25 protein-coding genes are annotated in these 23,743 nt (G+C 37.9%); 9 read left to right on the forward strand and 16 right to left on the reverse strand.

Features of this window, described 5'->3' with window-relative positions; genetic code table 11:
• The first annotated feature begins 350 nt into the window (after positions 1-350).
• On the forward strand, positions 351-692 hold the full coding sequence (locus ACFSR6_RS05695) for a hypothetical protein (RefSeq protein WP_379076158.1): 342 nt from the start codon (positions 351-353) through the stop codon (positions 690-692).
• Position 693: 1 nt separating this feature from the next.
• Here ACFSR6_RS05695 and ACFSR6_RS05700 read toward each other — a convergent pair whose 3' ends face one another.
• The 7 genes from ACFSR6_RS05700 to ACFSR6_RS05730 form a co-directional block, all read right to left on the reverse strand.
• Entirely contained in the window at positions 694-1,365 is a 672-nt protein-coding gene (locus ACFSR6_RS05700; protein ID WP_379076161.1) for a hypothetical protein, read from the reverse strand.
• A gap of 240 nt (positions 1,366-1,605) precedes the next feature.
• Entirely contained in the window at positions 1,606-1,794 is a 189-nt protein-coding gene (locus tag ACFSR6_RS05705; protein WP_183759679.1) for a cold-shock protein, read from the reverse strand.
• 163 nt (positions 1,795-1,957) lie between these two features.
• Positions 1,958-2,248 (reverse strand): hypothetical protein, encoded by a 291-nt coding sequence (locus ACFSR6_RS05710; protein WP_379076165.1) that lies wholly within the window; start codon positions 2,246-2,248, stop codon positions 1,958-1,960.
• Between the two features lie 463 nt (positions 2,249-2,711).
• Complete coding sequence (locus ACFSR6_RS05715; RefSeq protein WP_379076168.1) at positions 2,712-3,602, reverse strand: SMP-30/gluconolactonase/LRE family protein; 891 nt, start codon at positions 3,600-3,602, stop codon at positions 2,712-2,714.
• A 57-nt stretch (positions 3,603-3,659) separates the two neighbouring features.
• Complete coding sequence (locus ACFSR6_RS05720) at positions 3,660-5,420, reverse strand: ABC transporter ATP-binding protein (protein WP_379076171.1); 1,761 nt, start codon at positions 5,418-5,420, stop codon at positions 3,660-3,662.
• Entirely contained in the window at positions 5,404-7,140 is a 1,737-nt protein-coding gene (locus ACFSR6_RS05725) for an ABC transporter ATP-binding protein (protein ID WP_379076174.1), read from the reverse strand. Before ACFSR6_RS05725 ends, ACFSR6_RS05720 begins: the two co-directional genes overlap by 17 nt.
• 143 nt (positions 7,141-7,283) lie before the next feature.
• On the reverse strand, positions 7,284-7,886 hold the full coding sequence (locus ACFSR6_RS05730) for an LURP-one-related/scramblase family protein (protein WP_379076177.1): 603 nt from the start codon (positions 7,884-7,886) through the stop codon (positions 7,284-7,286).
• Positions 7,887-8,369: 483 nt separating this feature from the next.
• Between ACFSR6_RS05730 and ACFSR6_RS05735 the strand changes: the two genes are divergently transcribed.
• Positions 8,370-9,215: a CvfB family protein gene (locus ACFSR6_RS05735; RefSeq protein WP_379076179.1), complete on the forward strand. Its 846-nt coding sequence runs from the start codon at positions 8,370-8,372 to the stop codon at positions 9,213-9,215.
• Between the two features lie 216 nt (positions 9,216-9,431).
• On the opposite strand, the gene ACFSR6_RS05740 is transcribed toward ACFSR6_RS05735, so the two are convergent.
• The 3 genes from ACFSR6_RS05740 to ACFSR6_RS05750 all read right to left on the reverse strand — a co-directional run bounded on the left by ACFSR6_RS05740 (position 9,432) and on the right by ACFSR6_RS05750 (position 13,076).
• Complete coding sequence (locus ACFSR6_RS05740; protein WP_379076181.1) at positions 9,432-10,103, reverse strand: MCP four helix bundle domain-containing protein; 672 nt, start codon at positions 10,101-10,103, stop codon at positions 9,432-9,434.
• Between the two features lie 156 nt (positions 10,104-10,259).
• Positions 10,260-11,693, reverse strand: coding sequence for an ATP-dependent DNA helicase (locus tag ACFSR6_RS05745; protein ID WP_379076184.1), 1,434 nt, complete (start codon positions 11,691-11,693; stop codon positions 10,260-10,262).
• 243 nt (positions 11,694-11,936) lie between these two features.
• Positions 11,937-13,076: a putative sensor domain DACNV-containing protein gene (locus ACFSR6_RS05750; RefSeq protein WP_379076187.1), complete on the reverse strand. Its 1,140-nt coding sequence runs from the start codon at positions 13,074-13,076 to the stop codon at positions 11,937-11,939.
• 358 nt (positions 13,077-13,434) lie between these two features.
• On the opposite strand from ACFSR6_RS05750, the gene ACFSR6_RS05755 reads away from it, so the two are divergent.
• From ACFSR6_RS05755 to ACFSR6_RS05775, 5 genes are all read left to right on the forward strand, one after another.
• Entirely contained in the window at positions 13,435-14,241 is an 807-nt protein-coding gene (locus ACFSR6_RS05755; RefSeq protein ID WP_379076189.1) for a DUF3822 family protein, read from the forward strand.
• Positions 14,232-14,768 (forward strand): RsmD family RNA methyltransferase, encoded by a 537-nt coding sequence (locus ACFSR6_RS05760; RefSeq protein ID WP_379076192.1) that lies wholly within the window; start codon positions 14,232-14,234, stop codon positions 14,766-14,768. The genes ACFSR6_RS05755 and ACFSR6_RS05760 overlap by 10 nt, the downstream gene beginning before the upstream one ends.
• A gap of 189 nt (positions 14,769-14,957) precedes the next feature.
• Positions 14,958-15,419: a pantetheine-phosphate adenylyltransferase gene (coaD, locus tag ACFSR6_RS05765; RefSeq protein ID WP_379076195.1), complete on the forward strand. Its 462-nt coding sequence runs from the start codon at positions 14,958-14,960 to the stop codon at positions 15,417-15,419.
• Positions 15,420-15,731: 312 nt separating this feature from the next.
• Positions 15,732-16,235 (forward strand): RNA polymerase sigma factor, encoded by a 504-nt coding sequence (locus ACFSR6_RS05770; RefSeq protein ID WP_379076197.1) that lies wholly within the window; start codon positions 15,732-15,734, stop codon positions 16,233-16,235.
• Positions 16,225-16,830: a hypothetical protein gene (locus tag ACFSR6_RS05775; RefSeq protein WP_379076200.1), complete on the forward strand. Its 606-nt coding sequence runs from the start codon at positions 16,225-16,227 to the stop codon at positions 16,828-16,830. The genes ACFSR6_RS05770 and ACFSR6_RS05775 overlap by 11 nt, the downstream gene beginning before the upstream one ends.
• A 293-nt stretch (positions 16,831-17,123) precedes the next feature.
• Here ACFSR6_RS05775 and ACFSR6_RS05780 read toward each other — a convergent pair whose 3' ends face one another.
• Positions 17,124-17,735, reverse strand: a complete 612-nt coding sequence (locus tag ACFSR6_RS05780; RefSeq protein WP_379076203.1) for an NUDIX hydrolase — start codon at positions 17,733-17,735, stop codon at positions 17,124-17,126.
• A 498-nt stretch (positions 17,736-18,233) separates the two neighbouring features.
• Here ACFSR6_RS05780 and ACFSR6_RS05785 point away from each other — a divergent pair, with 498 nt between their 5' ends.
• On the forward strand, positions 18,234-19,121 hold the full coding sequence (locus tag ACFSR6_RS05785; protein WP_379076205.1) for a hypothetical protein: 888 nt from the start codon (positions 18,234-18,236) through the stop codon (positions 19,119-19,121).
• Positions 19,122-19,182: 61 nt separating this feature from the next.
• Here the strand turns inward: ACFSR6_RS05785 and ACFSR6_RS05790 are convergent, their stop codons facing one another.
• Entirely contained in the window at positions 19,183-20,226 is a 1,044-nt protein-coding gene (locus ACFSR6_RS05790; protein WP_379076208.1) for an NAD(P)-dependent alcohol dehydrogenase, read from the reverse strand.
• Between the two features lie 99 nt (positions 20,227-20,325).
• Positions 20,326-20,904, reverse strand: a complete 579-nt coding sequence (gene nudK, locus ACFSR6_RS05795; RefSeq protein ID WP_379076211.1) for a GDP-mannose pyrophosphatase NudK — start codon at positions 20,902-20,904, stop codon at positions 20,326-20,328.
• A 55-nt stretch (positions 20,905-20,959) separates the two neighbouring features.
• Between nudK and ACFSR6_RS05800 the strand changes: the two genes are divergently transcribed.
• Positions 20,960-21,712, forward strand: a complete 753-nt coding sequence (locus ACFSR6_RS05800; RefSeq protein WP_379076213.1) for a DeoR/GlpR family DNA-binding transcription regulator — start codon at positions 20,960-20,962, stop codon at positions 21,710-21,712.
• A gap of 38 nt (positions 21,713-21,750) precedes the next feature.
• Here ACFSR6_RS05800 and ACFSR6_RS05805 read toward each other — a convergent pair whose 3' ends face one another.
• The 3 genes from ACFSR6_RS05805 to ACFSR6_RS05815 all read right to left on the reverse strand — a co-directional run bounded on the left by ACFSR6_RS05805 (position 21,751) and on the right by ACFSR6_RS05815 (position 23,664).
• Positions 21,751-22,185 (reverse strand): hypothetical protein, encoded by a 435-nt coding sequence (locus ACFSR6_RS05805; RefSeq protein WP_379076216.1) that lies wholly within the window; start codon positions 22,183-22,185, stop codon positions 21,751-21,753.
• Positions 22,186-22,494: 309 nt separating this feature from the next.
• Positions 22,495-22,875, reverse strand: coding sequence for a YybH family protein (locus tag ACFSR6_RS05810; RefSeq protein WP_379076218.1), 381 nt, complete (start codon positions 22,873-22,875; stop codon positions 22,495-22,497).
• Between the two features lie 18 nt (positions 22,876-22,893).
• Positions 22,894-23,664: an isocitrate lyase/PEP mutase family protein gene (locus ACFSR6_RS05815; protein ID WP_379076221.1), complete on the reverse strand. Its 771-nt coding sequence runs from the start codon at positions 23,662-23,664 to the stop codon at positions 22,894-22,896.
• Positions 23,665-23,743: the final 79 nt, after the last annotated feature.

The following is a 23,743-nucleotide window of genomic DNA, read 5'->3' on the forward strand; positions in this document are numbered from 1 at the left end:
CATAATTAATGCCGTTAGAAACAAAATAGCATTGAGAATTGCTGCAGTTATTAAAAATCAAGTCAGCTATAAAAATAACTATAATATAGCTGCGTAAAATTTGTTTTTATCATAACAATCATTTCGACCGCAGTGGAGAAATCTTTTAACTTTGATTCCATAACTTTGACGCAAAGATCTCTCTCCCGAAAATTCGGGACTGCGCTACAGTCGAGATGACTACCAGTCTATTGGAGCCTGTCAGTCTGAGCTTGTCGAAGACCTTTAATTTTTGTCAAATCAAAAAACGATTATCCTCTAAACAGCAAAAATCTTTTTTGTCATAAAAAATTAAGTCCTATTTTTGCGGCATGTCGTCTAAATATAAGATCTTATACTTTTTTCAAAATGCCGATACCGCTATTTTAGAAATTCAGCGTCTTGGTCTGCCCGACAATGCCGATGCGGAATCGACTTACCACTGGCTTTATTTTGATAAAATAACCGATTCGCTGATTAAATTATGGTTCAGGTCAATGGATTCTTCTACCGAAATTGAAGAGCGTTATTTTGAACAGGGTTACCTTAAATTCAATAAAACAGAGGCTACATATATCGAAAAGCACAATTCTTCGCAGCAAAAACTCAATAATATGGGCCATAGAGCTATTGGAGACGAATTGAGTGCCTTAATAGAAAATTACCTGAAATAATTTAAGCCATCTCTGGCAGTTCTGATTCTAAGCCCACTTTGCTTAAAGGATAACGGGTGGCACGGAAATCATGAAGTGAACCACAAAAAGCCGGATACCAGTGTTGTTTTTGCATGCTTTCTAAAAGTTGCACACAGGCGAGTACATCGGTATCTGCCTGCTGCATGGCACGAACCACAAAATCAACTACATCCCAAATCCCTTCCATCATGAAAAACCGAAAGGCAGATAGGATTGCAGACCATTGTACTTTTTTGGCCTGCAGTAAGAAGAACCGGGATACAGGACTGCACAAACGTTTAAAAGCAGTATAATCCTCTTCTGCACCCTCTAAATTTAAAAGCCCCTCGCGGTAAGGAAGGTTTGCAATTTCTGCAGCAATTTTATCCCGTCCGTGGAAATAAATACTCCCTGCACAGATAGAAGATATCGATATCAATGCTAAATGATCATAAATTTCAGGATGCATTTTAAGCCGGCCATTACGTACGAACACCAGTCCGCCTTTTTTAGTATTGTCTGGCTGAATGTTCATAGCCGATAAGCTTAAAAGCTCAAATTCATGGGCAAAGTTAAGTGCCATTACAAATTGCGCCGCAGCCATGAAAGTTCCCCGATCTGGTGGTTTATTGTTAATCACAGATTCCGGGGTCGAAAAAATAGAAAGTTGCAAAAATAGTTAGTTTGTTTGGTTCAGGCCGATTATATCGACAACGGCAAAAATAAAAATCCAATTCAAAAAACAATTGTACAGATAGCAGGTAAAGAAAATCGGAGCGGTAATCTGCTAGGAATGAGAAGGAAATTTTTTCAACTTTTTTGTTCAGTAACTGGTATATCCTGTTTACTATACAAAATATTGGAGCAAAAAAAAGCAGGACTAAATCCTGCTCAAAATCTTTTTCTGGAAGAATTAAACAACTCTTACTTTTACTGCATTAAGGCCTTTTTTGCCTTCTTGAACTTCGTATTCAACTGTATCATTTTCTCTGATCTCGTCGATCAGGCCTGATGCATGCACAAAAATCTCAGATCCACCTTCTTCTTTAATAAAGCCGAAGCCTTTTTCTGAGTTAAAAAATTTTACTGTTCCGTTTTTCATTATACTGGATGTTTTTAAATTAAAAACCAAAAATAGGATTAAAACCCAAAAACCAAAATTACTGGCAAACAAAATTACCAATTATGCTCAAAAAGATTTATCACAGTAAAATTGCGGCTACCGTTTTACTGTCCAAGGTATTAACCAGGAATATTTAACCGTATTAAAAAGATTTTCCTTGCGTTATGGTTGAATACCAATTAATAGGATGCGACCTTAGATTCATGCCATCACTCTCAATATGATATAAGATAATAGGCATACTGAAATCTACAAAACGCTCTATCTTCCTGGAAAGTTTGCCGAGAAAATCCATACTCGATATGCCTTCCTTTAAGTGAACGTAAATTACACTTCCTGTTTTAAATTCAAAGCGTTCAACAACTCCTGGCCACTCTGCTTTTATCCTGCTGAGAAAAGCTTTGATTTTGGTTTCTTCTTTTAGATTTTCCATAAGCTTATCAGGTTTTTATGAATATATGCTAATTTAAAAAAATATTCTAAATAAGATTAATTGTAACAGGACCTATACAATTTTGGATCAAAAATAGCAACTCCTGCAATCAGCCATATTCAACTTGTTTCCAGATCTTAAATACAAAAAGGGTTTATTGGGTATGCTCTGCCGGGATAACCGTGATTTTACTGAATTTAAATACAGTTTTTTAAATAGGGCGTAACCATAAAAAGATTCTTCAACTACGCTCATAACAAAGAACAACAGGAGAAAAGTAAAAAAGCCCTTCAATCCTGAGAGGGCTTTTTCATAGTCGTCTATCCCTATAAGTAGGAATCCAAAACTAAATAATGAGTTTAATATTTTTAAGGGTTGAATAAACTGAACAAAAAAAAATTTTGTGCTAGTTCATCCTTGCTTTTTATGCTTTAAAGTGGCTTTAAACGACTAAAACCATCTGTTACTCTACTCCTTTTGCATTTATCGGAATTACGTATAATGATTTTGAAGCAGTAATAAAAAGCTTATTTCTGTGTTTTCCACCGAAACAAATGTTACCGCACCAACCTTCGGGCACATCGATATGACCTATCTTTTCCCCATTTGGTTTATAAATATTCACCCCCCTTCCGGTTACATAAATATTTCCGTTGCTATCTAAGGTCATGCCATCCGAGTTTTGGTTAAGGATAAGCTGCCGCTCAGATAGCTTAGCGTCTGCGCCAATAGTATACCGGTAAGTCTTATTGGCATCCATATCGGCTATGTACAGGAATTTGCCATCCGGTGTGCCTACAATACCATTTGGTTTTACCACATCATCTGCAACCACCATAGCTTCTTTTTTGCCTTTAGGAAGGTAATACACTTTTTGCCCTTCGATTTCAGGCGATTTCCTGGTCCAATAATCGCGTTGATAATATGGATCGGTGAAATAGATACCGCCTTTATTATCTAACCAGATATCGTTTGGCCCATTTACCTTTTTACCTTCAAAATTGCTAAAGAGCACTTTTATCTTTTTGTTTTTATCGATAGACCAGATCTCGTTATGTTCATCGGCACAAACAATCAGGTTACCTTTTTTATCAAAATATGTACCGTTTGCCCTTCCGGATTTATCCATAAACAAGCTCAGTTTGCCATCAATGCCATATTTCCAGATTTTATCATTCGGCTGATCGGTAAAAAAAACGTTTCCCTGTCTATCAACCGATGCACCTTCAGTAAACTTAAATTGTGCAGAAATCAGCGTTAAACTATCCTGGACAAAAAGAGCCTGTTCTGCCTTTTGTGCAAAGGAGACGGTACTTAAGGCTAAAAGAGCCCAAAAGACGAAGTATTTTTTCATTTGTATTTTTTTAAAAAACCATTCAGGTTTCAAAAACCTTGTAGGTTTATAACGATATTAACTTACCCGTTTTCCTTTCAATAGCATATTCAGTGCATCGTTCAATGTACCTGCTTTTAACACTTCGCCTTCGTTTACAAAATAAATTTCGTCGGCATTTTCAATGGTATTTAAACGGTGGGCAATAATCACCAAAGTGGTTTCTTTCGAAAGTTTATTTAATATACTACCCAAAAGTTGTTCGGTTATGGTATCGATATTTGCTGTAGCTTCATCAAGAATCAACAGTTCAGGATTTCTAAGTACAGCACGCATAAAAGCAATTAACTGTTTTTGGCCTAAACTAATGCTATCAGAACCAGAGGTGACCTGCGTATTTAATCCTTCGTCAAATATAGCCAAAAGTGCATTTAAGTTGGCTTCTTCTATTATTTTCTCCAGCTGTTCATCACTCACTTCTTTATATTGACTGTTACCGTACAAAATATTTTCTTTTACGGTTCCGGTAAATAAAAATGGTTCCTGCAATATAAAGCCGATTTTTTGTGTCCGCTCTTCAGCAGAAAGTGACCTGATATCTTTACCATTGAATAAAATGGTTCCTTTGGTAGCATCGTATAAACGCGAAATCAATGAAGCAGTTGTGGTTTTTCCACCCCCGGTTGGCCCAATTAAGGCGTAAGTTTTACCTTTTTCGAACCTTAAATTAATATGGTGCAGGATCTCTTTACTGTCATCATAAGAAAAATGTACATTTTTGAATTCCAGCAGGGCATCAGAAGTTATGGTCTCATTAGCCGCTATTTGTTTTAAATTGCTTTCAAGGGATAAAATCTGCGAAATCCTGTCCCAACCGGCCATCGCCACCTGGAAACTGGTCCAAAGTGCGGCTAATTGCCTTAATGGGTTATAAAAACTGGTGGTATAAGCAATGTAACTGACCAGTAAACCCAGGCTAAGGTTGCCTGTAGAAATTAAATGAATACCGAACAATAAGGTAATCAACTGTGCTGTACTTGATAGCAAACCATAAACAGGCACAAAAATGTTATTTGCCAAACCCGCGCCAATTGCCGTTTTGTAGTTTTGATTATTCGCCTCGTTAAAACGTTTTCTAAAATAATCCCTGCGGTTAAAAGCAATAATTACTTTAAAATTATTAAGACTTTCCTGAATCTCGGCGCTCATACCACCAACACTCTTTAGGTTTTTAGCATTCTTTCCTTTTACCCATGGCGATAACGCAACAGTAAAAAGTACAATAACTACAGCGGGTGTCAGTGTGGCAGCCCCTAATTCTATGTTAATAGAAAGCAGGAAAATGCCTGCACCGATCATGGTTACAATACTGCCGATAAACTGCATTAAGGATTGTGAAAAAAACTGGTTCAGTTTGTCGGTATCGTTATTTACCCTCGAAATCAGATCGCCTGCCTTGTTTTGGTTAAAAAATGAAACCGGAAGTTCCTGTAGTTTATTAAATATGGCATTACGCAAAGTATAAAGCATCCGTTGCCCTACTCCACCCATCAACCTGGTTTGAGTATAACCTGTAACCATGGCAATCATGTACATCACCAAAAGGATACCGCCAAAAATAAGCACGCCATGAAACTGTTTGGTACGTATGTAAGTATCTACAGTATGACCGACCAATAATGGTCCTAAAAGCAATAAACCTGAATTGACCAAAATGGCAAAGAGGGCCAGCCAAAGGGTTTTACGCTCGGCAGAAATTAGTTTTAGCAGGCTTTTCAGCGCCCTGTAAGTCGATTGCTTTTCCTGCCTGGTGCTAAGCTGGTTAAGATTGTAGTTCATAATTACTGGTGCTCTGTTGTGAATTGTAAATCTGAACATATTCAGGGCTGCTTGTTAACAGTTCCTGGTGAGTCCCTTCTGCAATGATTTCTCCCTGCATCAGCAAGATCACTTTATCATAATGTTCAACAGAAGCTATTTTTTGGGTAATGGAAATTAAAGTTAAACCAGGGTAGTTCTGCTGGATATTCTCCAAAATTCTTTTCTCTGTATTGGTATCAACGCGGGCAGTAAAATCATCAAGTAATAAGATCTTCGGATTTACGGACAAGGCTCTTGCCAGCATGATACGCTGTTTTTGTCCGCCCGAAAGGCTATTTCCCCGTTCCGAAACAATCGTGTTTAACTGATCGGGCAAAGCCTCTACAAAATCTTTCAACTCGGCTGTTGCAATGGCTTTGGCCAAAGACTCATCAGTAACCGTATTACTGAAGGCAATATTCTCCCTGATACTCATGTTAAACATAATACTATCCTGAAAAACAAAACCTACCTGTTTATGAAAATCTTCCTGTTTATATTGTTTAATCTCTTGTCCATCGTATAATACCGATCCGGCCCCAGCGTCTATCAAACCTGTTAAAATATAAAGCAATTGGGTTTTCCCGGCAGCAGTAGGCCCAATAATGGCCGTTTTAGAACCAGCTTTGGCAGAAAAAGATACAGACTTCAAAACTGGTTTTTGTCCAAAACTTAAAGTGATGTCTTTTACTTCCACATCGCCTTTTAAAGGAGTACTTAACGTTCCCGGATGATTAATTTCTGCTGCATTGAGTACACTTTCAATCCTTTGGTAAGAAGCTGTGGCCTGTGCAATAACATTGCTCATAAAACCAATTACTAAAATGGGGAATATGATAAGGGTAAGGTAACTGCTAAAAGCAGTAAACTCTCCCAGGCTCATCGAATTGGTGATCACAAAATGACCACCCAATACCAGGATACACAATCCGGCTAAGTTAGCTGTAAAAACAATAACCGGAATCAATGCGGCAAACATGCGGAGGATGGATATCCCCAAGTCCTTTGCTTTAGCATTGGCATCTAAAAATTTGTGGTACTCCAGCATCTGCGAATTGATTACACGGATCAGTGCCGAGCCCAAAATACTTTCGCTAATCACCTTATTTAGCCAATCAATTACTTCCCTGCTCTTTTTGAAAAGCACTTTTACCTTGCTTAATACATAAAAAAAAGCACCTCCGATAATTGGCACAATAGCGATTACACAAAGCGCCAGTTTCCAGTTGATCATGAGCAGTAGGATGCTTGCCCCTACAATTAAAAATATAGACGAGCAGATAGAAACAATGGCCTGCGAAACAAACATTTTGATCGAATCGGTATCAGCAGTAAGGTTGGTAAGCAATTTAGAAGGATTGGCCTGGATAATATACGCGTGGCTCTGCCTCGAAATCTGATCAGAAAGCCTGGTCCTTAAATCCTTTGCTACACGTTCTGAAGCATAAGTCTGTACCATACTTTGTAAATAGGTAAAAATAAAAACCAATACGATGGCCAGCGAAAACTGGAACAGGATGTGTTTTAAATCGAAGGTATTCTTCGTATAAGAATCGATGCCACTGGCAATAATTTTAGGTAAAAGCAGGTTAATACCGTTACTGAGCAGGGCAAAAAGGATCAGCAGAAAAATTAAGCCCTTATAATTTCCAAGTAAACTGAAAATACCCGGTTTTTTGGCTTCTTTGGTCTTTTTCATATCAATTGAAGATACCTTAAATTGTAGATCCCAAATTTAGCCCAAAGAAATGATTAAATGAGTAAATTATTGAATGAGAGAATGTAATTTATTCGTAAGCATTTGCTATTCAAACTCAATCATTCTCTCATACAACCGTGCTGTTATTTACTTTCTTTAAGCACCATATCAATAGTAATTGCAGTGGCTACAATTGCTACTTTTTGGTTGCTTTCGGCATAACTGGGATCAATGGAAACATTGTATTTATCAGCAGTAGTAAAAATTTCTTTTAAAGCACCAGCCCATTTTTTACTGATTTTACCCATTTCTACACCAGCATTATTAGTGATGGTAAAATTCCAGGCTTTCCAATCACCTGATATTTTTGCAATTTCTTCTCCTGTTGCCGGACTCGAAATAGTAAAAGTTGGCTTGAAAAATTTAAATTTTTGCTTAATTATTCCTACTTCAACGCCTTGTGGATCGGTAACAGTAATTTTCGACATCCAAAAGGTCCAGCCTCTTGTAATGGTGGCCTGCAGCTGATCGTTAGTATCTGTAATTTCAAGTTTAAAAGGCATCATTCGCTTATCGATCAATAATGTTAAAACTTTTTGCCAACCCGAAATACGTTGTTTAATAATTCCGATCTGAGCGCCCTGATCGTTATAAACCTTGTATTCGTTTGCAAACTTGAGGAAGTTTACCTTCTCGTCAATAAAATATTCGTCGCTTAAAAAAAATGGAGGTATCAGCTTATTCATTCTGTTGATATGTTTTTAGATAAGCCGCTAAAATATATATTTTTTAATAACCATCCTTAATTTTCTAATTAACATGAGTTATTAACAGCCATCAAGATGGCATTATAAGTATAAAAGCCATGCTGAGAGATGAATTGTATAAAATCAATATAAGTGATGGCAATGCAGTTGAGTACCCGAAGATTCTCCGCGAAACTACATTCATCCAGTATCTCTTCAGTATATCGTCACCCTGAACTCGTTTCAGGGTCTTTCATACGGGATAAATCTCTCTCTCTGCCCGTACTGGAAAGCATTCCACTGCGTTTCAGCCAAGGTGATGTTCAATTTTTAAAATTTATCAATAGTAACGGTGTCGAAAGATCTATAAAGGATGATTTACTGCAGCTAAAATTATCTCCAATGATTTAAAACCAATTTACCACTAAACATTGCTACCTTTGCAGTAAAAGCCATTGAAGAAAATGGTTAAACCCCAATAAAATGATTGAAATAGGTAAATACAACGAGTTAAGGATTTTAAGCAAAACAGAAGCCGGGTTAAACTTAACCGACGGCGATAAACTGGTAATCCTACCCTACCAGCATGTACCAAAAGGTGTAGAAATCGGCGATAATATCAACGTTTTTGTTTTTATACAAAAAGATGGCCGCCTTACCGGAACCACCCAGAAAGCCTATGCCGAAGTTGGCGATTTTGCCTTCTTAAAAGTAGTTTCCGATGGCGATGATGGTGTTTTTATGGACCTGGGGATTGATAAAGATGTATACGTACCTAACCGCGAACAAAAAAGGCCAATGCAAAAAGGCTATAAGTATGCAGTATATCTTTATTTAGATGAAAATAACGGCCGCTTGCTGGCATCTTCTAAATTGTACGATTTTGTGGAAGAAGAAGGCTTTGATTTTGAAGAAGGTGATGAAGTAAACTTGCTGATCACCGAAGAAACAGATCTTGGCTACAATGCCATTATCAACAATACTTACATTGGTTTACTTTACAATAACGAGGTTTTCCATAACGTTCAGCCTGGCGAAAGACGTAAAGGCTGGATCAAAAAAATTCGTGTAGAAGGCAAGATCGACCTAACCCTGCAACCCAGCGGTTATGGCCATATCCTCGATTCGAAAGAGATGGTGTTAAAAGAACTGAAAAAAAGTGGTGGTATAATCGAACTGGGCGACAAAAGCTCTCCTGAAGATATTTATCACCGTTTTCAGATCAGCAAAAGTGCTTTCAAAAAAACGATCGGATCATTATACAAAGAACGTTTAATCGTTCTTTCCGACGATTCAATCAGACTGGTTACAGACGACGAAGCTGAATGATAATAAAATCAACATTATTAAAATCGTCATTTCCTTTGAAACGGAATGCCTGCCCGCACAGGCGAGGAGAAATCTGTATATAGCTCTGCTCTGGAAATCGTCATTGCGGGAAAGCTTTTTCAGCCAACGAAGCCTGCCTGCTGTAGGCTTTGTCGTTCCTCCTCGCAATAACGACCATTTTATTAAAAGCTGTCAATGGTAGCGGAGTCGGCGAATTTAATTCAGGTTAAATTTATCGCTATGAATCTTAACCGCATTCGAAGCCGAAATAATAGCCACAATCATAATTCCGATCACAATGGCTAAAATAACCTCAACTGTAGAATATACTTTAGTACCCGAAACAAAAATCTTTGAGCCTTTAATCAGGTCGTTACCCACTTTAGATTGTATTTTAATCAGGGCCGATAGCTTGGCCAACGTTTGATCGGCTGCATTTTTACCCATCGACTCATAAATTATTCTTCCCTCGGCACCTGTTAAATTTAGTATTTTAGCTTCCAGGCCCTGCTGAATAAGTAATGCCTTTTTAAGCTCATTTAAAAAGCTTTGTTCCTGCTTTACCAAAAAAGTAAGTTCATATTTATTGATCACAGAATCAATGTTACGGTTATGTTTATTCATTTTCACTAGTGCCGTTGCTCCCTGTAAAACATTGTTTCCAAATACTACTTCCTGAAGAATTGCATTTTTTTGGTATAAATTTTCAGCAATGAAATATAAATCGGTAGCCGGAACAAGCCTGTCGTTATACATCGAAATAAATGCATTATTGATTTTCTCTACACTTTTATCTTCCAAAAAACGGATCAATAAGGTACAGCACATGATACATAACAGTAAGAAAGCAATTTTAAGCTTATTTTTAAGACTAAAGGCAAATTTCATATATAATTTGGTTAGTAAGTTTGACTACAAGAACATAAATAAAATCAAAAACGTCGTGATTATCTTATTTTGTTTATGCACCACAAAGGCGGGGGAACAAAAAATTATGCCGTGGTGTATTTATAGCTATCGGTTAACAATCGGTATAATCATCTTCTAAAAATAATCCTCCAACGCTGTTTTAGCAAAAAGCTGTGGTGCAAAATTCACTAAATATAACTCTTTTTTTGCACGGGTTACGGCCGTATATAACCAGCGGAGAAAGTCCAGGTCAATCATATCTTCAGTAAGATAACCCTGATCGGCAAAAACGGCGTCCCACTGCCCGCCCTGGGCCTTATGGCAGGTAACCGCATAAGCAAACTTAATTTGCAGCGCATTGTAAAAAGGATCGGCTTTAATAGCCAACATCCGCTGTCTTTTATTTGCAATGTGTTCATAATCTTCGTTCAACCCATCAAAAAGTTGCTTGTTCTGCTCATAGGGCAAGTTGGCACTTTCTAAATTCAGTGTATCCAGCATAACCTTGCAAGTAATCTGCCCCGCGGCGGGGAAATCCATAAACTCTAAAGTGGCATCGGCAAAACGAAAGCCATAACGCTCTTCCTCTCCCCTTACGCGGATCACTTTGGCCATATCGCCATTGGCTATAAAAGCGGTATCTTCATTTTCAGGTAGCCAGAAATAATTGTTCCGTACTACCATAATCTGATCACCCCCTGTTAATTCCTCTTCGCGGTATAACAACCTCGCCCTAATCTGCTGGTTATACACATTTGCAACTTTATTGGAACGGCAAACCACCAATGTATTTTCCATCCCAAATTTTCGGTAGGCGTATTCTAAACCTTCTACCAAACGTGCACCAGGCATATTATAAATATCGCTGTAGTTTTTAGTCAGGAATTTAGGCAAGGGATTTTCCGGTTTTTTGGCAATCTGGTTCCTGAGCATGGTGGCATTAGCTAAAATGCCCGATTTTTTCCCCTGCCTTACTACTTCCTTCAATTCAACCGACGATACCTCCAGGGCAAATTTATCTTTTAGATATTGCTCATTCAATGCCGGACTATCTAAACTCCCCACAGGTGGTAACTGTGCCGTATCACCTACAAAAAGCAGGAAACAGTTTTTAGAATTGTATACAAATTCCAGCAGATCTCTCAATATTGAAGAACCTGTTTCATTAAACTCATCGGCAATCATCGAAGACTCATCGATAATGAACAATGTATTTTCGGATAGATTTGGGGCCAGTTGAAACTGCATTTCGGGCGATGCCGCCGAACGTTTCCGGTAAATCCGTTTATGTATGGTTAATGCTTTCCGGTACGAATACTGGCTCATCACCTTTGCTGCCCTTCCTGTTGGAGCAAGCAATTCGCTGCGCAGGTTAAATTTAGCCAGCACTTTAACCAGGGCCGCTACAGAAGTAGTTTTACCTGTACCCGCATAACCTTTCAACACAAAACAGCGATATTCATCCTCCTGCTGCAGAAACACCGACATCCGCTCGCAAAAAAGCAATTGCTCTTTGGTTGGTGTATGTTCATATGCCGAGGCGATAAGCTGGCTTTTATCCTGGATCATTTGGAGTTAATTGTATAAATTGTTAATCGGTTAACTGTTTACCGCTATCGTTCTTAAAAAACAATCTTTTTTTGAAAAGCAATTGCAATGCTCATCGGTTCCGATCGTCCGTCTTTCCGCTGTAGTCCCGATTGAAAGAATCGGGAGCTGCCGCTGCAATACGGTTTAGCTGGCAAAGATAATGCTCTTTTTTAAGTGCTCCTTGCCTCAGCATAAAACAATGTAACAATTAAGTAATTTAAACTACAGAAGTAATGTTTCAATGCGGTGCGCCATGACCATGTTTTGTTTTTTACTGTAGCTGAAAATGGTAAAATGACCATCTTGCGAAGCGACGAAACCAATAGACTGGGGTTGATCGTTTACAAACTGTGCAACAGAAAAATGCCTCGTACCACCCAGCTGACCAGGATATAAAATCTTATCCTCCCCGCCAACAATGGGCTCTGAAAAAGCAATCTGCTCTACGGTGGGTTTACCCTTTGCCCGGCCAATTTTGGCACCAAAAGCAATCAGATCAAACTCTTCGTTTATAATTGTTGCACCATCAACAGCGGTTAAACCCGCCAAATGTTCTACTTCTCGGCGAACAGCACCCTGCGAGAAGATTTCGCTCTGATTTCCGTTCTGTTTGGCAAGGTTTGATAATCCGCAGAATGGAGGCTCTACCAGGTATTGTATTGGGTGGATAATGGATTCCTCCCATTTTGTGTCGCCTTTAGGTACAATCAGCAATGCCCCACCCCTGCCATGTGCACGCATAGATACCGAGAACTGGATGAGGATATTGATCGGATCGTTCCAGCTCGCTAAAACGGTTAAATCCAACAGGGCCTGTAAAATCGGCGGACAATCCCTGTTGGTACAGCTCCTGTCATCAACAATGCGGATCTGCTCGCCCTTTAATACTGCCACATTGGTAAATTTACCAATACCATAAATCCGACGGTGTTTAATCACGATTAAACCAGGCTCAGAAACATCTACTACAAAGCAGAAATTGGGGATATTTAAGGTTGTACCCCAGATATAAAGCTCACCATCTTCTTCCCAAACCCCAAGGTGTATACCAGACCGCTCTATTCCGGGTGCAATTTTTGTTAAAGTATTGGCATTTAAGGGTAATCTCTTAGCAAAAACCAACGGTTTAGAGGTTTGCGACGGCTGTAAAAATGCAATCGAAATCCTTGGCGAATGCCCTTCTTCCTTACGCAGGCTACTCCAAAAAGCAACGTCTATAATGGCTTCAATAATTTCCCGGCCAGGTTGAGTAGCCAAATCTATCTCACCCTGGGCAATTGCATTTTTGTGTAGTTTAATAAAATGTTGCTCAATGGTTGCTGCAATGGTGTTTGCTGCTTTATAGGTAGGCCTGTAACTCATGTTCCGAATTTAAGCCGAATATTTTGATTTTTGAACAAGCTAAAGGTTTGATTTTGGTAAAAAAACACTGACATTTTGGATATTCTTTTAACCGAAAAGCACGCAAAGACAAGATTAACCACAAAGGCGTAAAGAACACCAAGTTAATGGTATATTTTTGGGCCAATATAGTTTCATTAAATTAACTAAGGTGTCTCAGGTGGCAAAAAGGTTCATTGGGTAAATAGAAAACAAACGGCCAGGGATTTTTTCTGTGAATTCCGTGTTTCCGTGGCAAAAAATTAGAGCATTAAAGGGCAAAATCAAAAATTTAACCTCATTTTACTGTTAATCCTTAAAAAACTCTATTTTTGTTTCAATGAGTAACAATAGTCTCTTATTGGTCGACCCGAACTTTAATCCGGATGCATCCGTAAACTGCCATTTACTGTTAAAAATAACGAATGACAGCTTTTCGTATGCCGTTGTAAGTAAGGATAAAGAAGAGATTAACGTCATTTTCGATAAACAAGGCTGTTCAGATGTTGAGAAAGACCTCAAACTGGCTTTTGCAACAGACCACTATCTTTCTTTAAATTATGCTGCAGTTAAAGCAGCAATACATACTTCCAATTTCATTTTTATCCCTGACGAATGGTTTGACGATGAAAATCTAAGTGTTTATGCCCAATACCTTGGTTCGGATGCTAAAATTTACACCAAACACAACAAATCACTTGGTTTTAATACCGTTTTTTGTTTAAATGATGATATTAAGGCAAGTTTACCACAGGAAACGGATTTATTTACACAATCAGAACCTTTAGTCGCTTTATTTGACCATTTGGACAACGAATCTTTATTGATCGACTTTACGGCAATATCATTTAATGTACTGTATACCAAGGATCAAAAGATTGTTTTTCAGAACCATTACGAATCTGAAACCGCCGAGGAATTTAATTATTTCCTGCTGCTGATGATCGAACAACTGGGCTTAAATGATACCATTCCTGTTTACATCCAGGGCATTATTAACGAAGACGATGAACATTACAATTGTTTGTTAAAATATTTCAATCAACTTTATTTCTTCCTTCCGGCCGGAAAACAGAATAGTGAATTATTGGCCGATATGCCTAAACATTATTTCAGTGGTTTGCTTGCTTTAGATTTATGCGGATAATCGGCGGCAAATTGAAAGGAATCCGTTTGCAGCCTCCTGCAAATTTACCGGTACGCCCCACTACGGATATGGCGAAAGAAGCGCTGTTTAACATCCTTAACAATAAATACGATTTTGAAAACTGTACCGTACTTGATTTATTCTGCGGTACCGGAAACCTTACTTTCGAATTTGCCTCTCGCGGCGCAGAACGTATTTTAGCTGTTGATATGGATTATGGCTGTGTCAACTGGGTAAAAAGTACTGCTAAACAGTACCAGTTTGATCGGATCGAGGTAAGAAAAGGCGATGTTTTTAAATTATTAAAACAAATGACGGGCAGTTACGACCTGATTTTTGCCGACCCGCCATACAACCTGCCGAGTATCCCGCAAATTCCGGTGATGGTTAAAGAACAGCAATTACTCAAATCGGATGGCTTACTGATTGTAGAGCACCAGAGTAACATGAAACTGAACAGTCAGCCAGGTTACACTGAAACAAGGAAATATGGGAATTCTTCTTTCAGTTTTTTTGAGTTTAGTTAAATTGGTCATTGGTTCATTAGTCATTTGTTATTAGTTCAATGCAGGTGCCAACTGTAGGCCCAGGATGAGTTAAGGGGTAATTGCTTATTTTGATGATTGAGAATTAACTCATCAGTCCATTCACGCTAACCTCCAAACGCCCGGCGCTAAACTATTTCTCATTCCACCATAAAAATCTATATTTGAATCATGAAGATAGCGTTATTTCCAGGCTCGTTTGATCCGATAACCATTGCCCACGTAAACATTTTGCAACGTGCAACTCCACTTTTCGACAAAATTGTAGTCGGTATTGGCTTAAACAGCGCTAAACAGAATTTTTTAAGTGCTGAACAACGCCTTCAGATCTTACAGACCGTTTTTAAAGGCTACCAGAACATTGAAATTCAGACCTACGAAGGTTTAACGGTAGATTTTTGCCGGAAAATTGACGCCACATACATGGTTCGTGGCATTCGCTCTGCCGCCGATTTCGAATATGAAAGGGCCATTGCACAGATTAATCAAACCATGATGCCAGAGGTAGAAACCATCCTGCTTTTAAGCAAACCCGAATACTCGGCCATCAGCTCAACCATTGTTCGCGATATTTTAAGAAACCAAGGTGATGTAAGTCCATTTGTACCTAAAGAGGCGCTTAACTTTTTATAGTTTTTATTAACCACAGATAAACTCAGATTTAAATCCAGGTTCATCTAAAGAATATTTCTCTTAAGAATTTCTATATGATGTGTTTATTGGTACAACCAGCTGTACTTAAATAGCATTATTTCTATGTTGGTTATTATTTGCAAACTATAGACCTGTGCATAGTATCAGTCCTTCCTCTCATTGGTAGCTATCGGATCGTGATGATTTTATTTGTTGAAATTTCACCTGCATTCATCCGCTTTACCTGTGGTTAAATATATTTTTTAACTTAATTGTAACGTTTTTAAAAATCTGTTACCTATTCGGTATACAATGAAAGAAACAGAAAATATATTTCTCAACTTGATCAATCAGCACAAAGCGATTATACATAAGATTTCTAAAATGTATATGAACGATGCTGAAGAACAACGCGATCTGTTTCAGGAAATTATACTGCAGCTATGGAAAGCCTACCCTACTTTTAAAGGAAACAGCAAGTTTACCACATGGATGTACCGCGTGTGTTTAAATACGGCCTTAATCTATTTTAAAAAAGACAACAAAAAAGTAGACAAAGCACCGTTGGATGGGAACATCGATGTAATGGATGTAAACGAAAATGAAGGAAAAGAAGAAAAACTGACCTATTTATACGCTGCCGTTCAAGAATTAAATGCAATTGAAAAAGCATTAATCTTCCTCTTTCTCGAAAATCAATCCCATCGTGAAATTGCCGAAAACCTGGGAATAAGCGAAGTTAATGCACGTGTTAAACTCAACAGAACAAAAGAAAAATTACAATTCATCATAAAGAAAAACGGTTATGAATTTTGACGATATAAAAAATGACTGGAATGCTGAAAGTTTAGAAGGAAACAACATTTCTAACGACATGCTTAAAATAAAGCAGGCCAATACCCCGATCGATAAGATTAGGGCGAAAATGAAACACGAATTTTATTATCAACTTTTCTTTCTGCTATTTATGGCTTTTATCCCTTTCCTGGCGGGGTTTTCAACTGCAATAAAACAGGTGTATCTCATTACATATGCCACCATCTGTGGTTTTACTGCTTACTATTTTTTTAAATTCTACACGTTCTATAAAAATTCTTACGATATGAGTATGGATACCCGCAAAAATATCCTCTGGTTTTATTACGAAATGAAACTGAACGTTGAGCTATATAAAGCCTTAACCTATATTGTTGCCTTTATAGCGGTAGGATTTATGTCAGCCTACCTCTTTATTGAGAAAGCCTCCATTTTTGCGAAGATTTTAACTAATTTATCGCCTGTATATCTGATATTAAACTGTTTTATTACGATTCTGATTATTGGAGTAATAACAGAACTATGGGCCTGGTATTATTATGGTAGGTATTTAAAACAGGTTAAAAAAGTAGTTGATGAGTTGGATTATGAGTAATATGCAAGTCTATATTATAAATACAAATGTCATCCTGAGCCTGTCGAAGGACTTACTTAAATATCTTGGAGGCGTTTCGACAAGCTCAACGTGACAAACTCAATGGGATTTTGTGTAGTTAGATGTTATCATCTGACTGTTAAAGTATATTAAAATCCCATCTATAATTGTTCCGAGCCTTGTCAGATAGAAATATCTGATGCGATGCTAAATATCAGATCTGTGTTCATCCTTTTTATCTGTGGTAAAAAGATGCTGAAACAAATTCAGCATTACGGTAGAAATAGAGGAATCTACAAAATCCCGCCGGCCCTCAACACATCCATAATAGATGGAAATGTATTTTTAATCACAGGCGAAATGTGGTTTTTATCCAGCCAAACAGCTTCATCAATGCCTTCTTCTTTTTGAGGCACCAATTTAGGTTCGCCTTTAACCTTCATTTTGTACCAATTGGTTTTCTTGATCACCATTTTGGTTCCCATTGGATATATATGATAGGTTTTACAAAGCTTTTCTTCCCGCTTAAAAACCCTGATCCCGCATTCTTCCTCCACCTCACGCACAGCAGCTTCCTTCATTTTCTCATCCTCTTCAAGTTTTCCTTTGGGCAGATCCCACTTTTTGTTTCTGAAAATAAACAGATAATTACCGTTTGCGCTTTCTACCAAACCGCCTGCAGCCTTAATAATGGTACAGTCTTTCTTTAATTTCTGAAAGGTTTCTTTTGGGTTTTTTGTCAGGAAAATATAGCTCTTTTTAGATCCGTTTTTCAGTTTTTTGTAGAAAGTATGCAGATTAAAATCCTGAAATTCAAGCTGCTGTATTTTCTCTTTCTGTTCCGGTAAAAAATCAGAGATGAACAAGGTATTATCGTTAATATAAATTCTATAGTTTCTTGGCATATAGTTTTAAAGCATATTTGAATGAAGCGCAAATGGTCGTTTTGCTAAAAATACTCCTTCTCCTGTAACCCTTTAAAAGGATATTTTAACCTCGGCAAAATATACATTTGCTTCCCCTAAAGTAGAAAAATTGTTGGGTTATTTTTAAGATATAAAAAAAGGTTACAACAATTAATGTTGTAACCTTATCTAAATTAACGCTCTCAATCAAAGATTGATGCAAGGCTCTCACCCCTTGCTTGGTACAAATATATAATAATTTATTAAACTGATAAAAAAAATGAAAAAAATATTTCTACCGATTAAACACCCGTTTTTAAACGGCTAAATGATAGCAGATTATATTTACTTTAAAAAACATGTGCTGCGAAAAACCCTGAATACACTAGATTGTAAAAAAAATAGTTTAATTGTAATAATGGAACATTTGAATGGAAAACAGCTTTTATAATTCCTTCAAGGAGAAATATTTTTCATAATTTTAGTTTTTAATCTACTATGCCCATACCTTCATTATCAGAAAAAAATCTGGAAGCATACCGAAATGATCTTTCTGACCCGGAAAAATCAACGGGCGAGCTCTTCGTCAAATTAAATGGGCTATATCAGCGTTTTGCCGGTAACGAACAGCTTTTGGCAGATTTCGAATACGTTTCGGCACTTAGCAGCCTCGAAAACACTTATGCTTCAAAAAAAGAGCATTTCAATAAAGAAATTACTGAGCTTAAAAGGCAGTTTAAACAATTGGATAACCGGATTGTGGCTGCAGAACAAAAACTTAGGCATGGTATTCCGGAAGACCTGTTGGTAATGGACAAAATTATTGCCGAACAGGAATCTATAGTAGAAGACCAGGAAAAACTGAACAATGCCGAAACACAGATTGTAGAACAGGTACGAAAAATCGATATCGAACACGGTAAAGCGCTTCAAAAATTAGAACAGCAGCAGCATAACAGGGCAATCCCTTTTAAGAGCAAGTTTTCTGCTTTTAGCGAACAGCTCAAAAAAGCTGAAAAAGAAATTGCTTTAAAAGTTACCGGGTTTTCGCTCATTGCGATTATCGGTATTCCTTTAATTATAGATTTATTTTTTGGAGTACTCGGCCTCCCCACCTTCGCCAAGAGAACCAATAACATTATTTTTAACCATTACCTTTTTCTGATCAGCCTGATCGTGGTCGAATTATTCCTTGCTGATAAAATCAAAAACAGGATTTCGCGGATGTTATCTATATCTTACCTTAAAGATTCGCTGAATACATTGAGCAACCTGTTAACAGAAAATGAAAGGCAGGTTGCGAAAGTAGAATCCGAACACCACATTCCCTTGGCCGAATTTGTAGAGAAAAACGGGCATGTTTTAGATTATAAAGACTCTTTTTAAAAAAAAGGGGACTTAGAAATATAATATTCCTAAATCCCCATAATTTTTGATCCGGTCAGGGCTACAATGTAGCCATATCAATCACAAACCTGTAACGCACATCGCCTTTTATCATGCGTTCGTAGGCCTGGTGAATATCTTTAATATCAATCAGTTCAATATCAGATACAATGTTGTTTTCTGCACAGAAATCAAGCATTTCCTGAGTTTCGGCAATACCGCCGATACCCGATCCGGCCAGACTTTTTCTACCGCCCAGCAAACTGAAAGCAGCAATTTCTGCCGGTTTAGGCGGAACACCTACACAAATATGTACTCCGTTTGTTCTCAATAAAGAAAGGTACATGTTAAAATCATGTTCTGCAGATACCGTATCCAATATAAAATCAAATGTACCTCTTGCCGCTTTAACCTGTGCAGGATCGGTAGTAACCACAAAATGATGGGCACCCAATTTCTTGGCATCTTCTTCTTTTTTAGGCGAAGTACTCAATACCGTTACTTCAGCGCCAAAAGCTACGCCGAATTTCACAGCCATATGGCCCAAACCACCTAAGCCCAGTACGGCCAGTTTATGTCCTTTTCCAACTTTCCAATGTCTTAATGGAGAGTAAGTGGTAATCCCGGCGCATAAAAGTGGTGCTACAGCAGCAAGATTTAATTTTTCTGGTACATGGAGTACAAACTCTTCTCTTACTACAATCGTATCAGAATATCCACCATAAGTTGGTGTTTTACCATCTCTTTCTAAACCATTGTAGGTTTGGGTATTTCCATCTAAACAATATTGTTCAAGCCCCTGCTTACAGTTTTCGCAAACCTGACAAGAATCTACCATACAACCTGTACCGGCAAGATCGCCCACCTTAAATTTCTTAACATGGTCGCCAACCTTTATCACCCTGCCCACAATTTCATGCCCCGGAACCATTGGGAATATTCCCGGGAACCAATCATTTTTAATCTGGTGCAGATCTGAGTGGCAAACCCCACAGAAAAGTATTTCGAACTGCACGTCATGAGGTCCCACTTCCCTACGCTCAAAATTCCAGGGTGCTAAATCCGTTTCGGCATTTTGTGCCGCATATCCTTTTGTTGCTATCATAAAAATTTAAAATTAATTAAACCATAACAAATGTAAACAGCAGTTTAATAAGAACAATTACGTAAATCAAATAAATCATTGCAAAATTCAAACATTCAGCTACAACATCAACCCCTTTAACTGAGCATATTGCAAAAGCATAATGGTTTTGCCATCTTTTATTTCTCCCGTCGACATCATTTCCAATGCCTTTTCGAAAGGCAATTCCAGTACCTCTATGTCCTCATTTTCTTCTTGCAGTCCTCCTCCATCATGTAGTTTCATATCATACGAATAGGCCGCTACAAAAAAGTATAAGCGCTCGGTAACCGAGCCCGGCGACATATAGGCTTCAAAAACTTTTTCTACCTGGGCAATTCTAAATCCGGTTTCTTCTTCGGTTTCTCTTCTGATGCAATCTTCCGCATTATCCTCATCCAACAGTCCGGCACAGCACTCAATCAGGTAACCTGTATCGTTTCCATTAATAAATGTAGGAATTCTGAACTGGCGGGTAAGTACAATCTTTTTAGACTGTTTATTATACAATAAAATTGTAGCGCCATTACCCCTGTCATAAGCTTCGCGTTCTAAAATAGATTTAACGCCATTATTTCCGGTCATTTCGAAACTTACTTTTTTGAGGGTATACCAGTTATCGGATAAAATTTCTGTTTTCAGAATATTTATATGTTTCATAAATGATTATTTTTGATTTTTTATGATTATTTTTGATCGAATTAAATCATTATTTATGACATTTCAAAAAAGAGCACATAAAATTCTTGAGCTTTTAGAGGCGTTTGGCGAAGTGGAGATCAGGCAGTTAGCGGCCGATATTAATGTATCTGAAGTTACTGTACGAAGAGACCTGACCGCTATGGCTGCCAACGGACTCCTCTACCGCACCCATGGTGGGGCAATGAAAATAAGTGAGGTAATTAAGCCGGTTTCATTTGTCAATAAAGCGGCTGTAAATATTAAGGCAAAAGATGCAATCTGTAAAAGGGCTGCAGCAGACATTATTGACGGCGATGTGATATTTATAGACTGTGGAAGCACGGCCTTCAGGTTATGCCAGTTTATCAAAAACAAAAAAATAAAAGTAATAACCAATTCATTACCCGTAGTAAATGAACTACTGGACAGTGCGGTAACCATCAATCTTATTGGAGGCGAAGTTGATGCAACCAGACAAGCCGTTCATGGAGCTACAGCATACGAACATATTGCCAGATACCGCGCTTCAAAAGCTTTTTTAGGTGTAGATGGGATTACCGAGGAAGGATTATATGCAGGCAGTGAATACGAAGCTTCGAATACGCTGGCTATGGCAATGCAAAGCGATTGCGTTTTTATACTTTGTGATGCCAGTAAAATAGGAAAAACATCGTATTTAAAGTTTAATGATTTATCGCTGGTGAATATTTTGGTTACCGACTACAACAACCCTGATATAACTGAATTCGGAACAAAAGGGATATCCGTGCTTTCGGTAAATGTTTAATATCATGAAAGATTCTCATCAGGAGAACAATCCGTGTGTTATTTCTTCAAAAGCATCATCAGCGTAAAAAAGATAGTAAAGTAGCCAGTAACCTGTGTAATTGCTAAAATATCTTCAGGTTTAATATGGTTTTCGTTGATAAAATGGGTATAACGTTTATGAGAACTGCGGTCTGAATTTAAAACGATCATAATTTTAAGATTTTGATTAAAACGAAGGGGGCTAAATGTCGTTACAATATTCAAGCAGGTCAAAGGCAGTTTAAAGTTCAGGCAAATACTTTTACAAGCATCATCTTCTCTTCTGAAATGAAGAATTGTTTTTGACATTCTTTCTTTTTCAAATGCAGTTAAACATTTGCCAAATCTTGCTGCTACTTCATCTAATTTCTGTCTATCAAATTGTATTTTTCTTATTTCCGGATCCAAAATATCCCTGGTTTGGCAAACTGTAATCAGCAGTAAAATGGCCAATAAAATTTTATTTGTTTTCATCATGTATCTTTTTATTATGATCAAAATTACTGCTGCTAAAAGTGTTAAAATAGGATGAATCGGAACTGAAATTAAACTTGTTTCATCATTCTATTTATTTGATATAAAATCTTTTGAAGCAAATTGACGAATAGGTTAAAAAGAAAAAAATCGCCATCCCGACCAAAGCTTAATCCCAAATTTCAGGAGAAAAATTTATCTGAGCAGATTTAGCTTCGCGGGCGCTACGTGGCTCTAACCTCTGTTACACCCGGCTCGAAATGACGATTTTTTTTTGTTATTGGTTACCTAAGCGATCAGATCTGCTTCGGCTCCAAAAGCATGGTCGATCAGAATTTTCCATATCCCATCTTCTCCTTGCTTCATCAGTTCAACGCCTTTTGCCTTTACTTTCACCTCATCTCCATCGGTGATATTCCACTCCGATCTTCCCACTGCAAGGTTTCCGGTTTGCAAACAATAAACGGTCTTGATTTCCATTCTTCCTTTAATAGCTAAGATCGCTTTAACCGCTTCTTCAAATTCCTGTCGTCCTGATACAGGTTTTCCAGGTTCAGGAACAATGACACCTGATGTGTCGTACATACTAAGAACTGTGGCCAGATCGCCAGTATTAAATGCGGCAGCTAATGCCGAGTGGGCATCTTCTGCCCTTTTTGGTAAATTCATATTGATTTGGATTAATGTTTAAGAAAAAATGCTTGAAAATTCTTGCTCTGCCAATATTTTACGGGCAAGTACACCTGCATAATCATATACTTTATTAAAAAGAAAACCGCCCATACTGATGCGCTTAACCCCCAGCAATTCCAGTTCTTTAAAACCTGGAAGATCGGGCATACACATTACGTTAATGGGTAAAGAAGTAGATTGAATTACTGTTTTAATATCATCAAGCTTAGTAATACAAGGCACAAAAATGCCATCGGCACCTGCTTCCTCGTAAAGTTTTACCCGTTTTAGGGTTTCTTCCAACGCATGGGGCAATCCCAATAGAAAGCCATCGGTACGGATATTAAGGAAAATACCTAATCTTTTCCTCCTGATGTGTTCCGCTACTGCTGCAACAGTTTCCGCAAAAGAAGCTGCCGGCGTTAAGCTTCTCTTTTCACCAGGTATGGTATCTTCGAGGTTTATGCCAATTGCACCATAATCATGTAGTTTTTCGATGTTTTTCAAAATGCCATCCAAATTGCGGCTGTACCCCGCTTCCATATCAACCGTCAGAGGAAGATCAACCACTTCGGTAATGCGCTGAGTGATGCGAAGCAGATCTTCGAAAGGCAGATTTTCCCCGTCAGGATAGCCAAGGGCATTAGAAATGGCCTGACTGGATATACCAATTGCCCTGAAGCCTGCTGATTGAAAAGTCTCAGCACTTTTTACATCCCACACATTCCCTATTAAAAGCGGACTGCTGTTTTTGTGCAGGTGTTTAAATGTTTCAAAAGAATTCATGTTATATCTTTATTTTAATTGATTACATATCAAAGATATAGCACTAAAAAAGCATCGGATTGTACAAATCCGAACAGAA

Origin of the sequence: Pedobacter vanadiisoli, assembly GCF_042684385.1 — a bacterium.
Taxonomy (GTDB): Bacteria; Bacteroidota; Bacteroidia; order Sphingobacteriales; family Sphingobacteriaceae; genus Pedobacter; species Pedobacter vanadiisoli.

Excerpts from the sequence above, each read along its gene's own strand:
- ACFSR6_RS05735 (WP_379076179.1), top strand. The coding sequence starts at position 8,370 with ATGATTGAAATAGGTAAATACAACGAGTTAAGGATTTTAAGCAAAACA.
- ACFSR6_RS05740 (WP_379076181.1), bottom strand. The coding sequence starts at position 10,103 with ATGAAATTTGCCTTTAGTCTTAAAAATAAGCTTAAAATTGCTTTCTTA.
- ACFSR6_RS05785 (WP_379076205.1), top strand. The coding sequence starts at position 18,234 with ATGCCCATACCTTCATTATCAGAAAAAAATCTGGAAGCATACCGAAAT.
- ACFSR6_RS05725 (WP_379076174.1), bottom strand. The coding sequence starts at position 7,140 with ATGAAAAAGACCAAAGAAGCCAAAAAACCGGGTATTTTCAGTTTACTT.
- ACFSR6_RS05720 (WP_379076171.1), bottom strand. The coding sequence starts at position 5,420 with ATGAACTACAATCTTAACCAGCTTAGCACCAGGCAGGAAAAGCAATCG.
- nudK (WP_379076211.1), bottom strand. The coding sequence starts at position 20,904 with ATGAAACATATAAATATTCTGAAAACAGAAATTTTATCCGATAACTGG.
- coaD (WP_379076195.1), top strand. The coding sequence starts at position 14,958 with ATGAAGATAGCGTTATTTCCAGGCTCGTTTGATCCGATAACCATTGCC.
- ACFSR6_RS05705 (WP_183759679.1), bottom strand. The coding sequence starts at position 1,794 with ATGAAAAACGGAACAGTAAAATTTTTTAACTCAGAAAAAGGCTTCGGC.
- ACFSR6_RS05695 (WP_379076158.1), top strand. The coding sequence starts at position 351 with ATGTCGTCTAAATATAAGATCTTATACTTTTTTCAAAATGCCGATACC.
- ACFSR6_RS05790 (WP_379076208.1), bottom strand. The coding sequence starts at position 20,226 with ATGATAGCAACAAAAGGATATGCGGCACAAAATGCCGAAACGGATTTA.
- ACFSR6_RS05710 (WP_379076165.1), bottom strand. The coding sequence starts at position 2,248 with ATGGAAAATCTAAAAGAAGAAACCAAAATCAAAGCTTTTCTCAGCAGG.
- ACFSR6_RS05750 (WP_379076187.1), bottom strand. The coding sequence starts at position 13,076 with ATGAGTTACAGGCCTACCTATAAAGCAGCAAACACCATTGCAGCAACC.
- ACFSR6_RS05775 (WP_379076200.1), top strand. The coding sequence starts at position 16,225 with ATGAATTTTGACGATATAAAAAATGACTGGAATGCTGAAAGTTTAGAA.
- ACFSR6_RS05730 (WP_379076177.1), bottom strand. The coding sequence starts at position 7,886 with ATGAATAAGCTGATACCTCCATTTTTTTTAAGCGACGAATATTTTATT.
- ACFSR6_RS05815 (WP_379076221.1), bottom strand. The coding sequence starts at position 23,664 with ATGAATTCTTTTGAAACATTTAAACACCTGCACAAAAACAGCAGTCCG.
- ACFSR6_RS05760 (WP_379076192.1), top strand. The coding sequence starts at position 14,232 with ATGCGGATAATCGGCGGCAAATTGAAAGGAATCCGTTTGCAGCCTCCT.
- ACFSR6_RS05770 (WP_379076197.1), top strand. The coding sequence starts at position 15,732 with ATGAAAGAAACAGAAAATATATTTCTCAACTTGATCAATCAGCACAAA.
- ACFSR6_RS05745 (WP_379076184.1), bottom strand. The coding sequence starts at position 11,693 with ATGATCCAGGATAAAAGCCAGCTTATCGCCTCGGCATATGAACATACA.
- ACFSR6_RS05810 (WP_379076218.1), bottom strand. The coding sequence starts at position 22,875 with ATGAATTTACCAAAAAGGGCAGAAGATGCCCACTCGGCATTAGCTGCC.
- ACFSR6_RS05780 (WP_379076203.1), bottom strand. The coding sequence starts at position 17,735 with ATGCCAAGAAACTATAGAATTTATATTAACGATAATACCTTGTTCATC.
- ACFSR6_RS05800 (WP_379076213.1), top strand. The coding sequence starts at position 20,960 with ATGACATTTCAAAAAAGAGCACATAAAATTCTTGAGCTTTTAGAGGCG.
- ACFSR6_RS05755 (WP_379076189.1), top strand. The coding sequence starts at position 13,435 with ATGAGTAACAATAGTCTCTTATTGGTCGACCCGAACTTTAATCCGGAT.
- ACFSR6_RS05715 (WP_379076168.1), bottom strand. The coding sequence starts at position 3,602 with ATGAAAAAATACTTCGTCTTTTGGGCTCTTTTAGCCTTAAGTACCGTC.